Consider the following 12385-nt stretch of genomic DNA (forward strand, 5'->3'; position numbering starts at 1 on the left):
ATCATTATTTTTGATATACAACTGGAAAATGCTCTCCAGCCAAAATATCTCCCTGTTTAATATCGACATAGGGCAGCATCGGATGTTTTCCGGACGGCTCGTAGCGGGTATGACCCGGCATATAATGGACAGCAATGGCTCGGCGTTTCATATGTGATCGATTATTCGGGCTTCCGTGCCAGGTCAGGGAATGATGATAGCCAACCTGGCCTTTCTTGATCTCAAAGGGAACTGCTGTCAGATCCGCACCTTCCGGGAGTAATTCGGGCTTGCGGTGATAAGGCATAAACTGCTCGTTGCTGGCCAAATATTTTTGGTGATCTCCCCATTTATGACTCCCCGGAACCATCCACATGCAGCCATTGTCGATAACAGCATCATCAAGGGCAACCCAGGCGCTGACAAGATCGGCAGGCTGAATGATCGGCCACAACGGATGATCCTGATGCCATGCCGTCGGTCCACCTGTTACTGGCGGCTTGTATTGAATCTGATCATGCCATATGCGAAGCGTATCGGTCTGGCATAGCTGAGCGATCTCTTCACAAATCCGGGAATGACCTGCGTGCTGTAGAAAGGCTTCACTTACCATCCAGATATTGACGATTTGAATGACCTTCTCGTTGGCGACCATTTTCATCCCGTCATAGGGAGATTGACCTTCCTTCATATTACGGTTTAGAACCGGCTGCTTGACCGTTTTTCCGTCCATAACGAGATCCAGCTCCTCGCGCAGCCGTTCAACCTCGCTGTCATCCAGCATAACCCCGCCTTTTAAAAATCCGTTCCGTTCAAATTCCTCGATCTGCGCCGCGTTCAGCATATAGCATTCCCCTCTCATTGAAACCAGCTTATTTGTGGTGATATAGTGAAGTATAAGAGCTTGTGAACGGTACGTATTTAGACAAAACCAAGAGGCATTTACGCTTTTCCAATATCCTAGTAGGAGTGGCTTACAAATGAACGTAGGTTCCCTTCTGACGCTGACGCCAACGATTAATTTTGCTCACCGCAGCCGAGTGGACGCACATGTAACCTGGGGTCCCAGAACGATTCCCGACTGGCAGTTTTTTTATGTTATCGAGGGAGAAGCAGAGCTTCTGTATAACCAAAAGCAGCAGCGGATCAGGACGGGGCAGTGTGTGCTCTTTGGTCCTGACAGCCCAAATCAGCTAAACACCCTTACTGAGGCATTATTTTACAGCGTCCACTTCCTTTGGTCCCATCCTTCACCGGTACCCATCCATCCGGCTTACCGCATTCGGGAAAGCTCCTTCGAGGACCTTTCATGTCAGGCTCCGATATATCATATGGATATTCCCGAGTATGGAAATATTTCCATTCCTCCCTGGTTTGATCTTCCTGAGCTGGAACAGCTATTCTTAAGAATCGTGAAGGAATATCAGCTGGAGCAGCCAGGATACGCCTTCGTGCTGCGAGCCCTGCTGATGGAGCTGATCGCAAGCCTCATGCGTCATGTACTGGATCAATCCTTTACGCGAAAAGCCAGTAAAATAGAGTCGGCGCTTGAAATGATGCGCATCCATCCCGAGCAGCCATGGACGGTCGAGCAGCTTGCCCATCTGTGCGGGTACCATCCAATCCATTTTACGAAGCTCTTTAAGGCAGAGATGGGACGAACACCCAAGCATTATTTAATCTCGGAGCGGATGAAGCGAGCGAAGCAGATGCTTCTTGGTGAACAGACGCTCAGTGATATTGCCGAACAGCTGAATTACACCAGCATTCACTATTTCAGCAATCAATTCAAGAAGGAAACAGGACTAAGTCCAAGCGAATTCCGACAGCAGGGCAGTCGTACTTTTCATTGATCCCTTTCCATTTGCGATGGCCAGTAAGGTTATGCTGGTGGATGATGTATTTTTTGTAAGTAAGAACAGACTATGGTTGACAAGGAGACGAAGCCCGTGCTGGATATGGGTTTCGTTTTTTTTGTTGAGTAGGAGCCTTCGTTCACGGCTCGACAACCACCATGTATTATAAAATGTAAATTGATGTAAAAATAATTTAACGTTTTGTGTGAAAAACCGCTCGCTCGAACGGCACCTAGGTCGACATCCTGATTGATACTGCCAAGCGTACAAGGAAACTGCTTGCGGTGTATCAGCAATCGCGGTATGCACCTGCGTATCGTAATCCAGCTTGGTCAGGATAACAACCCGCTCGTAGATTAAATTGAAGCATACACTTGCTAAGCAGGCCACTCGTCAGAGTGGCTTTTTGCGAAAATAGTACACAATATATAGACATAATTAGCTTAATAAATTTTAATATGTGTATTATATAATTTTATTGTGTACATTATACCTTAAATAGTATACAATAAACATCAAATAAAGCGTATTATATATAATCGTATAAGGGGGCTTTAACTTGGGACTTGGTGTAGGTATTAGTGGAATGGGGAGAATCGGAAGGCTGTTGGTCAGGAAAATTTGCTCAGATCAGCAGCCAACGGTTCAGTTAAAAGCGCTGAATTGCGTTTATCCGGTTGAGACGATTGCTCACCTTTTGAAATATGACACCGTACATGGAAGATGGGACGCCAATATCTCGGTACATGATGGACATTTAATCATTAATGAACAGCAGATTGAAATGATTTCGGAACGGAATCCTGAACGTATCCCATGGGGACGTTTTGATGTACAGCTAGCTGTTGATGCAACAGGCAAGTTTAATAACAGGGAAGGAGCCAGCAAGCATATCGCAGCAGGTGCATCCCATGTCTTGATCACGGCTCCAGGCAAACAGATGGATCTGACAATTGTGATGGGGGTCAATGATCATGAATATGATCCCGGTAAGCATCGGCTTTTGTCCGCAGCTTCTTGTACAACCAACTGCTTGTCCCCGGTCTTATTAATCCTGGATCAAGCGTTTGGGGTTCAATCAGGTTGGATGACGACTATTCATTCCTACACAGCTGACCAGAATCATTTGGACAATCCTCACAAGGACCTGCGGAGAGCAAGGGCTTGTACCGAGTCTATTGTTCCTACAACAACAGGGGTGGGTGAGGCACTTGCAGACGTGCTTCCCCATTTGGCCTCTCATATTCAGGGAATTTCTCTCCGTGTTCCGACACAAGATGTGTCATTGATAGATTTGACGGTAAAGGTTTCTCAACCCTATAGCCTGGAGCACGTCAAGGCCGTGTTGAAAAAGGCATCTAAGCAACGCTTATCACCTTATGTTGGTTATACAGATGAACCTCTCGTATCTGCCGATTATATCGGTTGCTCTAAATCCGCCGTTATCGATGGCTCTTCCATTATGGTCATGCATGATCAAATTAAGGTATTAGCTTGGTATGACAATGAATGGGCCTATGCGAGTCGTGTTGTTGAACTGATGCAGCTCATATCGGACAGAGTAGATCAGGTAAGGAAGGCTCCACAGCTGACTTAGAGGGGGAGTTATGGTGGTTTAATGAGGGTGAGCTATTACGCGGAGTGGTTGGAGCTTGAAAAGTTAAGCCATTCCTCAGAATGGCTTTTTGGCATGTCATTGACAACTCCGGCAGTTAAGGTTTATTTTTTAGATGGCTGTTGTTCTCAAGAAGGGAGCCGTCTATGAGGAAATTGTCTATCCGATTGTTGAAGCCGGGATCATTCCAAAATAAGCTCTTAATGTCTTACATTATGATTATTATGATTTCCGTGTTGGCAGCTCTGCTGATTTATGGAGTCAATCTATACAATCAAACCAAAGGCTATTATGAGGATTTGCTGAACGAGCTGAGCAATCGAACCAATGTCATCTTTAGTGATTTTATTTCCAACGCTTCGCTGAACTCATTTTTTTATTTAACAGATCCCAAGCTGCAATCAATTTTGACCAAAAGGTACCAGCTGGAAAGCAGGGAGCATATAGAGGATACCCTCTACGTTCAGAGAGCGATGGATCAATTGGTGTTGATGAACGGGAATATGGCATCCATCTCTGTCATGGCGCCTAATGGACTTGTTTACTCTAGCATGTCCGCCTCTGAGCCCTTAATGAAGCCGACGATTGAGAAAATGAGCAGGCAGGAGCTGCTGAATGGCAACCTGGTCATCTCCTCCCCCTACGAGAACAACACGAGAGGCAACAAGGATAAAATCATATCGATTGTCCGATATTTGACGGATATCAATATGAATAAAACGTTTGAAAGCTATGTGAAAATCGATATTCGCTTCAAAGCCTTGCAAAATATTTTTGGCGGTATTGCCAATACCAACAATGAGCTGGGTACGATTGTCATCGTAGATGGCAAGGTCATTTACCATTCCAACCTTCCGTCTGAAGCTTTGGACAATAAGGAAACTCAGGCAATTGCAGCCCTGTTTAATGATCAAATGAACAATGGGAAAAAATTTCTGAAGCTCAATATGAACCAGGAATCGTATTTGTTTAGCGCACGGGTTAACGATATGACTCAATGGAAGGTTATTCATTACATTCCGACAAGGCTTATTGACCAAGCATTCCTCAATAACACCAGGAACTATATGCTGTTAAGTCTGGTTTCTCTAATCGCGGCCATCGTGCTCGCCTTGTTTTTTTCCAAACGTTTTATCAAACCGATCCACAAATTGAACAGCGAAATGAAGCTGGTTGACTCTGGATATTTGGACAGGGTGCCGATGCATGAGAACCGAATTGATGAAATCAGTCGATTGGTCACCAGCTACAACGATATGATTAACCGTCTGCGGGAAAGCAGAGAGCTTGAGATTGTTTCCGGGCAGCTGCAGAAGCGGGCGGAAATGAACATGCTTCAAGCCCAAATCAATCCGCATTTTTTGTACAATACGTTAAATGCTATACATTCCGTTGCCGAGCTGAACAGAGTCAGCGATATTTCGACGATGGCAAGATCCTTATCCGATATGTACCGTTATAATATCAAAACCGGTGACGAAGCAACCCTGCACAATGAACTGGAGCAAATCAAAAATTATATCAGGATTCAGCAAATCCGGTTTCTCGGCAAATTTCAAGTTGTATACGAAATTGATCAGGCGCTGCTTCCCTACAAAATATTAAAATTTTTGCTGCAGCCGTTGGTCGAAAACTCGTTCTATCATGGGCTGGAGCCCAAGGGCGGTAAAGGTACGCTGATCCTGTCTATCACCCAAAAGGGGCATTTGCTTCATATTTGCGTCGAGGATGATGGGGTGGGGATGGATGAGCACAAGCTGGGCGAGCTAAACGAGATCTTTTCAAATCCGTTTCAGGCTGCGAGCTTGGATTCCAAGGATAACTTTGCTTTGCGCAATGTGCATGCCCGTATCAAAAACTTTTATGGCGAGGATTATTGGATCAAGCTAAGCAGCCAACAGCAGGCAGGGACCTCTATTGAAATGACCATACCGGTAGTAAAGGAGTTGGATGCAAATGAGAATACTCGTGGTCGATGATGAATATTTCTCCAGGAAAGCACTGGTTCAGATCGTCCAGGACTGGAACCCGCAGGCTCATGTCTATGAAGCCGAGGATGGGCAAGAAGCGATAGAACAGCTGCACAACGTGAACCCTCACCTGGTCTTGTCCGATATCCGCATGCCTATTCTTGACGGTATTGGACTGGCGGCCTACATTCATGAGCATCATGCGGACACCATCAATATCATTATTAGCGGCTATGATGATTTTAAATATGCGCAGCAGGCGATTCGTTACAAGGTGGAGCACTATTTACTTAAGCCTGTAGATAAGGAGCATATATGGTCATTGCTGGAGCAATATAGACAGCAAACGGAGCTTTCCTCGGAAAAAAGAATGGGAGAGGGCTTCGCCGCTTTATTGTATGAAGGTACGACTAGCAAGCTTGACCCGGTGGATATGGATGATATCGGCGGTTATGCTATTGCGATTGTGCGGGTGAATGCGGATTATAAAGAGCCAGTCAAACAGCTCATAAAAAAGACGCTGTCAGCCTGCAGCTTGCGATTTGTTACGATTGTTGACAGGCGGTATTCCGATATGTTCCTCGTATGGATGTACGGGCTGAATCCAGACTCAGCAGCAGCTGTGAATCAGGAAGGTTTGAATCGCATCCTTCGAGATGCACCGCATTTGGGCGAATGTCATATATGCGTCGGAATAAGTGGAGTACATACGGATATCAAGGAGCTTACGGCTTGTTATAAAGAAGCCAAGAGTGCGCTGCTATACAGGCTGATCTCAGGTGATAACCGCATGTATGACGCGGAATATGCAGCTATGAACCGGTCCTTTAACTATGGAGCTATCGATGAATGGATTTCGGGCTTATACCACAAGCTGGTGAAGTATCAGACCAAGGAGGCTGTCGAAGCTCTAAGCCTTTTTTTCGCAAATGTTGTTGGGCCCACGTTATCTGTCAATGTGCTTCATGATATGTGCGCCAAAGTAACCACGATGCTCAATTCGGTCATTGAACTGACGAATGCACGAAGCGATACGGCCGAAGCTTATCTGGAGCAGATAGACCTGCATGAAGTTGATGCTATACAGGACATTATCGATGAATTTACGCAGGTGATGATCACGCTTGGCGACAGACTGGCACAAAGCCGAGCCAAAACGGATATGATCGATGATATTCAATACTATGTGCAGCACCATTATCAACAGGACATAGTGCTTGAGGAGCTGGCAAAAACGATGTATTATACGGACCCGACTTATTTAAGCCGCCTGTTCAAGAAAAAAACCGGAATGCGATTTTCTCAGTTTCTGCTCTCGGTACGGATGCACAACGCCAAAGCGATGCTCGAAAACGATACTTCCCTGAGCATATCCGAAGTATCAAGCGCAGTGGGCTTTAACGATTATTCCTATTTTATCCAAATGTACAAGAAATGCTTCGGGGAAACACCAGGGAAATATAAAAGCAGCAATCACAGTAATAAGCCTACAGATTCTTGAGCGGACTGTAATAGTCATTTTTATCATATTCAAAAAGTCAGCTATCTCCTATTTTACGTGGAAGCCCTTAAGTATACTTGAATGGTCAGACAACGAAAGGGGTCAATAGAAATGAATACAGCAGGAAAATGGACTTCTGTGCTATTAGCTTCAACTTTAGCAATTGTAACCGCTTGCTCGAATGAAAATGTGGGCGGAGCCGGTGCAGGTAAGGATGGAAAAGTCGAAAGTCCGAGCACAACACCCGCAGGACAAAAGGCGAAAATCGAATATTTTCAGATGAAATCCGAAATGGTCGATGTGGTTAATGAGCTGATCAAAGATTTTCAAAGCAAAAATCCTAACATTACCGTAGAGCAGAACAATGTCCCTAATCCCGAAAATGTATGGACCATGCGTGTTTCTACGGATGATGCTCCCGCAGTATTCACCCACTTCCCTCACAACGCGGTGTTTCAGCAAATGTCCAAGGAGGGCAGAGTCGTTGATTTGACTGGCGGCCCCTTGATGACTAACGTTTCTCCGGCGCTCGCTGATTTAAGTAAAATTGACGGTAAAAACTATTTGGTGCCTATAGCTGTAGCTACTTTGGGCGTACATTACAATGTCGATATGTTTAATGAGTTAGGTCTGAAAATTCCACAAACCTATGATGAGCTGATTGCAACTGCTGAGAAAATCAAAGCAGCTGGCAAAACGCCTTTCTACTTCCATGATAAGGATTGGAATGGAATCCGTCAGGAAGTGGTGTCCCGGATGGGGCTGCAAATTCCAGATGTTCAAAACTTCCTGGATAGCGTAATGAAGGGCAAGGCTCATATTACAGATAACGCTGCCTTCAAGCCTTTTGCCCAGAAATTATACGACCTTCGCAAATATTCGCAAAAGGATGCTTTAGGTACAGGATACGATGACGCGCTTCGTGAGTTTGCCAACGGTAAATCCGCGATGTGGTACACAGGCATCTGGGCGATTCAACCGATCAAAAAGTCCAACCCTAATTTAAAATTCTCGATGTTCCCGATGCCAGCGGCGGATGCAGCCAATACGAAGGTTCAAGTATCTGTTGACACAGCTATTGGGATTCCGACCAAAGGGAAAAACCAGGCAGAGGCCAAAAAATTCATTGAATACATGTCTTCCAAGGAAGTTGTTCAAAAGTACGTCGATTTGAGCGGTTATCCTGCAGCGATTAATGGAGTTACCAATAATAACAAAGAAATTACCAGCTTGAGCGATCTGATTAGTGCGGGCAAGGTGTATCCGACAATTGAAAGGGTATGGCCGCCGGGAGTTAATGGAGATGTAGGCAAGGCCACTCAGGAAATGTTGGCAACAGGTGATATTGATGGTTATCTGAAAGCTTTGGATAAAATCTTTTACAATAAGCTGAATCAATAACAATAAGGGTACAAACGATGACCCCGCGGCGATACATTTACAGTCGTGGGGTTTTCTATCCCTATCACTCAATTAGAAAGCTTGGAGGTGGACTATGGAGATTGTCAATCATACAGGACTCGCTGTAAAAAAGAAAAAGTCGCTAACCGCTAATAAAGCCAGTCTCATTTTCTTTTTGCTTACATTGCCCACCCTGTTGTTATATATCGTTTTCTTTTTATTTCCGGTAGGTATGGGTTTTTACTACAGCATGACGAACTGGGACGGCTTCTCTTTGACTTACCGCTTCATCGGTATGAAAAACTACATCAATATCATGAAGGACGACCGGTTCCTCGATTCCATGCAATTTACGTTCATTTATACGGCACTGGTCGTGGTCATTAAGCTGTCGATAGCTTTATTGCTGGCTATTCTGCTAAGCGGCAGTCTAAGGCTGCGTGGTTTTTTTCGATCTGTATTTTTCTTTCCTGCCGTTTTGAGTATGCTGACGGTAGGGCTCATCTTTAATCAAGTCTTTTATGCGGTGCTTCCGCATGTGGGAGAGGCACTATCACTGGATTGGTTGTCCAAAAATATCCTTGGGAGCAAAAATACGGCGATGTACGGAATCGCTCTCACCAATATCTGGCATGGCATTGCAACGCCGATGGTTATTTTTATTGCAGGGCTGTCCAGCGTGCCCAAGGATTTAAAGGAGGCTGCTGTCATTGACGGAGCGAGCCCGCTGCAGCGCTTTTTCTCGGTAACGATCCCATTCCTGATTCCCATGTTAACCGTTAACTTGGTTATTTCCATCAAAGGCGCTCTCACTGTGTTTGATTATATCGTAGCGATGACAGATGGAGGTCCGGCACATGCGACAGAGTCGATGGGCTTTCTGATCTATAAGCATGGGATGACGGAGATGAAATTCGGTTACGGTACCGCTGAGGCCATTTACGTATTTCTAATGATAGCTATAATTTCGTTTATCCAAATCAAGCTGCTTAATCGGAAGGAGGCTGGACAGCTGTGAGAATAAGCGGAGTCTCTCGAACGGTTTCCTATTTCGTTTTGGCAATAGGAATGTGCCTGGTACTTGCACCGATGTATTTGACCTTGACCATTGCCATGAAAACACCGGCCGAAACTGCCAAAAACTTTTTTGCACTGCCTTCTGGATTTTATATGGGAAATTTTATAGAGGTCATTCAAAAGGCTAATTTCTTTAAATTTCTTGGCAATTCCGTCTATGTAACAGTTGTTTCTATTCTGCTCATGCTGCTGCTGATTCCCATGGTCTCGTATGCGATATCGCGTAATTTTTCCAAGCGGTACTATAAGCTGCTGTATCTGCTTGTGATGTCGGGTATATTCGTCCCCTTTCAAGCGGTCATGCTGCCAATCTATAGACATATGAGCAACCTGAAGATGCTGGATCAGAATGGTCTGATCGTGATGTATGTGACATTGGCTTTTGCGCAAGGGCTCTTCCTGTGTGTCGGTTTTTTGAAAAACATTCCGATGGAGCTGGATGAAGCGTCGAAAATAGATGGAAGTGGTGTATGGACCACGTTCACACGAATTATTTATCCATTGATGCTGCCGATTATAGCTACGGTCATTATTTTAAACAGCCTATGGATCTGGAACGATTTTCAGCTGCCTTTAATTATTTTGAACCGCCATCCCGATTTTTGGACGCTGCCGCTTTTTATTTATAATTTCAAAAGCGAATATTCGTCCAATTTTAATTTGGCGTTCGCCGGGTTCTTTATTTCCATGCTCCCGATTATTATTTTATATGGGTTTACGCAAAAATATATTATTGGTGGACTTACGGAAGGAGCGCTTAAATAATGGTATCATCCATTAGGGTGAAAACAAATCGTGTTCTGAACATCGCACATCGGGGAGCTTCCGGTTATGCGCCCGAGAATACGCTGGCAGCCTTTGCACGTGCCATTGCCATGAATGCTGATTATTTGGAGCTGGATGTTCAGCTTAGCCGGGATGGCCGACTCGTTGTCATTCATGACCAAACCGTTGATCGTACAAGTGACGGGACCGGGCGTGTGGTTGACTTGACCTTGGAGCAGCTCCGTGAAGTTGATGCTGGCAGGTGGTTTAATGAAAAGTTCACCGGTGAGCGTATTCCAACACTGGATGAGGTGCTGAACTTAAGCCGTGGCAAAGCAGGTCTGCTGATCGAAATCAAGTGGGCTTCGATGCACCCGGGCATTGAGCACAAGCTCGCAGATGCACTTATCGCACATGGTTTGGTTCAATCGAATGCGAGCGCGGTTATCGTTCAATCGTTTGATCAGCAATCACTGAAACGGTTCCATGCAATTCTACCGTACGTTCCCATCGGAGTGCTCGTTGAAAATCAGTCCGATTTGGTCACAAATAAGCTTGCGGAGCTGGCAGCTTTTGCCGACTATATCAATCCTTACATGGATCTGGCAACCAAAGAAATCGTTGAGGCGATCCACAGCCAAGGGATGAAGGTATGCTTATGGACGGTCCGTTCACCAGGTGTAGTTAAACCCCTATTAGAGCTGGGAGTTGACGGACTCATATCGGACTATCCTGATTATATTCGCGGCTAACCTTCCAAGCACATTTATTTCCCGCGCAATATCGGAGGTGAACAAAGGGTCGGAGGGTGTAGCAGGAATAAGTTGCAAATCCCATTCATATATACTAATAATGGCATCTATGTTGAGCCGGAGATCACCTATACCCATAGGGGAACGAATGTAATCATTTAATGAATGGGAGTGGTAATGGATGAAACTGCTTAAAACGAAAGTGGCTGTGCTCGCGATATGCACAGCGGTGATGCTTCCGAATGTGGTGGGTGCTGCGACGGCAGCCGATCCGCTGAATACCCCTAATGTAAGCACAACCCCATCCAAGATTCCCCCTATAACAGGTGAAACGAATGTAAACGGTGTCTATGTTCCGGGATATTATGCGATTAATAAAGACTCGAGAGTGGCTTTCATTTACGGAGGCATCGGTGTTGTGGTTGTAAATAAAGGAACAGCGTTACCGAAAGGCTCTTATTACATCAATTAAAATCAAATTCTTCATTGGCTAGCATCATGAGAATCTAGCTTTTTATCAGCAGCTAAGACGCATAGTTACGGTTTTGAACCCGTAGCCCTGCGTCTTTTTTGTGCTGAATCGATATCTAACCCATCTTGTCACCAATACTTCGCGTAAGGTAATATATAAACAGAGAAAGCTGGGATTTTATACCATTCATATCGTTAATAAGGCATTTTCGAAGGAGTCAAAGCTATGGAAAAAGGACAAACAAACGGGGATTTTCAGGGATTTGTGGCAAGACATTACGATATATGGTTTAACGATACATCCAATGTCAGGGATTACCTTTTTTATAAAGGGTATGTGCTCGATAATCAGGGACCGGCTTTGGAAGTCGGCTGCGGTACCGGACGGATGCTGCTGCCCTTTGTGCAAGAAGGTCTGGATGTAGAGGGCGTCGATTACTCAGAGGATATGTTAAAGGTATGTAGAAGTAAAGCAGATCAGCTTGGAATCGTGCCCACCTTGTATCATCAGCCTATGCAGAATCTAGATTTGCCACGGCATTATCACACCATCTATATACCTGGGAATACGTTCAACCTGCTGACGAAGCATGAGGAGGCTTTGGAGGCGTTGCGACGGCTGAATGCGCATTTAGTTGAAGGGGGCCAGCTAATTTTAACGCTTACCGTACCGAGAGAGCAGATAATGAACGAGCAGCCTGATATATGGAACCGGATTGCAGAGGTTCAACGTGAAGACGGGGCCATAATCAGGTTGAGCGAACGGGTTATGTTGGATTATTGGGAACAGCTCAAAACGAATTACAATAAATATGAAGTGTTTATCGAACGTACGCTCGTCGAGGTGCATGAGGACACCATTCAAATGCGTTGGTTTTATCAATTTGAATTTGAGCTGCTGCTGAAGGCTGCTGGGTTTAATAGTATCGAGATCACCTACACACAAGGGAATAGATCCTACATGATGATAAGTGCACGTAAGTAAGGGTGTGATCTCC

The 12385-nt window shown here is 45.0% G+C and carries 11 protein-coding genes; 10 read left to right on the top strand and 1 reads right to left on the bottom strand.

Annotation, left to right across the window (positions count from 1 at the left end; all coding sequences use genetic code 11):
* Positions 1–4: 4 nt before the first annotated feature.
* Positions 5–823 carry a phytanoyl-CoA dioxygenase family protein gene (locus tag LRL21_RS31605; RefSeq protein WP_240419764.1) on the bottom strand — a complete coding sequence of 273 codons (819 nt, stop codon included), beginning with the start codon at positions 821–823 and terminating at the stop codon, positions 5–7.
* Between the two features lie 136 nt (positions 824–959).
* Between LRL21_RS31605 and LRL21_RS31610 the strand changes: the two genes are divergently transcribed.
* From LRL21_RS31610 to LRL21_RS31655, 10 genes are all read left to right on the top strand, one after another.
* Positions 960–1832: a helix-turn-helix transcriptional regulator gene (locus LRL21_RS31610; RefSeq protein ID WP_240419765.1), complete on the top strand. Its 873-nt coding sequence runs from the start codon at positions 960–962 to the stop codon at positions 1830–1832.
* 589 nt (positions 1833–2421) lie between these two features.
* The gene (gene gap, locus LRL21_RS31615; RefSeq protein WP_420832516.1) at positions 2422–3432 is read left to right on the top strand and encodes a type I glyceraldehyde-3-phosphate dehydrogenase; all 1011 of its coding nucleotides are present in this window, start codon (positions 2422–2424) and stop codon (positions 3430–3432) included.
* A gap of 221 nt (positions 3433–3653) precedes the next feature.
* Positions 3654–5429: a sensor histidine kinase gene (locus LRL21_RS31620; RefSeq protein WP_240419767.1), complete on the top strand. Its 1776-nt coding sequence runs from the start codon at positions 3654–3656 to the stop codon at positions 5427–5429.
* Positions 5407–6921: a response regulator gene (locus LRL21_RS31625; RefSeq protein ID WP_240419768.1), complete on the top strand. Its 1515-nt coding sequence runs from the start codon at positions 5407–5409 to the stop codon at positions 6919–6921. Before LRL21_RS31620 ends, LRL21_RS31625 begins: the two co-directional genes overlap by 23 nt.
* A gap of 111 nt (positions 6922–7032) precedes the next feature.
* Complete coding sequence (locus LRL21_RS31630; protein ID WP_240419769.1) at positions 7033–8322, top strand: ABC transporter substrate-binding protein; 1290 nt, start codon at positions 7033–7035, stop codon at positions 8320–8322.
* Between the two features lie 94 nt (positions 8323–8416).
* Positions 8417–9340: a carbohydrate ABC transporter permease gene (locus LRL21_RS31635; protein WP_240419770.1), complete on the top strand. Its 924-nt coding sequence runs from the start codon at positions 8417–8419 to the stop codon at positions 9338–9340.
* A complete protein-coding gene (locus LRL21_RS31640; RefSeq protein ID WP_240419771.1) occupies positions 9337–10164 on the top strand; it encodes a carbohydrate ABC transporter permease in 828 nt (275 codons plus the stop codon). The genes LRL21_RS31635 and LRL21_RS31640 overlap by 4 nt, the downstream gene beginning before the upstream one ends.
* Complete coding sequence (locus LRL21_RS31645) at positions 10164–10916, top strand: glycerophosphodiester phosphodiesterase (protein WP_240419772.1); 753 nt, start codon at positions 10164–10166, stop codon at positions 10914–10916. Before LRL21_RS31640 ends, LRL21_RS31645 begins: the two co-directional genes overlap by 1 nt.
* A gap of 181 nt (positions 10917–11097) precedes the next feature.
* On the top strand, positions 11098–11388 hold the full coding sequence (locus tag LRL21_RS31650) for a hypothetical protein (RefSeq protein WP_076233573.1): 291 nt from the start codon (positions 11098–11100) through the stop codon (positions 11386–11388).
* Positions 11389–11613: 225 nt separating this feature from the next.
* Positions 11614–12372 carry a class I SAM-dependent methyltransferase gene (locus LRL21_RS31655; RefSeq protein ID WP_240419773.1) on the top strand — a complete coding sequence of 253 codons (759 nt, stop codon included), beginning with the start codon at positions 11614–11616 and terminating at the stop codon, positions 12370–12372.
* The last annotated feature ends 13 nt before the right edge of the window (positions 12373–12385 follow it).

Source organism: Paenibacillus periandrae, from assembly GCF_022458865.1.
In the GTDB taxonomy this organism is placed as follows: Bacteria; Bacillota; Bacilli; order Paenibacillales; family NBRC-103111; genus Paenibacillus_S; species Paenibacillus_S periandrae.

Coding starts and splice junctions, on each gene's coding strand:
- LRL21_RS31605 (WP_240419764.1), bottom strand. CDS start 823: ATGCTGAACGCGGCGCAGATCGAGGAATTTGAACGGAACGGATTTTTA.
- LRL21_RS31610 (WP_240419765.1), top strand. CDS start 960: ATGAACGTAGGTTCCCTTCTGACGCTGACGCCAACGATTAATTTTGCT.
- gap (WP_420832516.1), top strand. CDS start 2,422: ATGGGGAGAATCGGAAGGCTGTTGGTCAGGAAAATTTGCTCAGATCAG.
- LRL21_RS31620 (WP_240419767.1), top strand. CDS start 3,654: ATGTCTTACATTATGATTATTATGATTTCCGTGTTGGCAGCTCTGCTG.
- LRL21_RS31625 (WP_240419768.1), top strand. CDS start 5,407: ATGAGAATACTCGTGGTCGATGATGAATATTTCTCCAGGAAAGCACTG.
- LRL21_RS31630 (WP_240419769.1), top strand. CDS start 7,033: ATGAATACAGCAGGAAAATGGACTTCTGTGCTATTAGCTTCAACTTTA.
- LRL21_RS31635 (WP_240419770.1), top strand. CDS start 8,417: ATGGAGATTGTCAATCATACAGGACTCGCTGTAAAAAAGAAAAAGTCG.
- LRL21_RS31645 (WP_240419772.1), top strand. CDS start 10,164: ATGGTATCATCCATTAGGGTGAAAACAAATCGTGTTCTGAACATCGCA.
- LRL21_RS31650 (WP_076233573.1), top strand. CDS start 11,098: ATGAAACTGCTTAAAACGAAAGTGGCTGTGCTCGCGATATGCACAGCG.
- LRL21_RS31655 (WP_240419773.1), top strand. CDS start 11,614: ATGGAAAAAGGACAAACAAACGGGGATTTTCAGGGATTTGTGGCAAGA.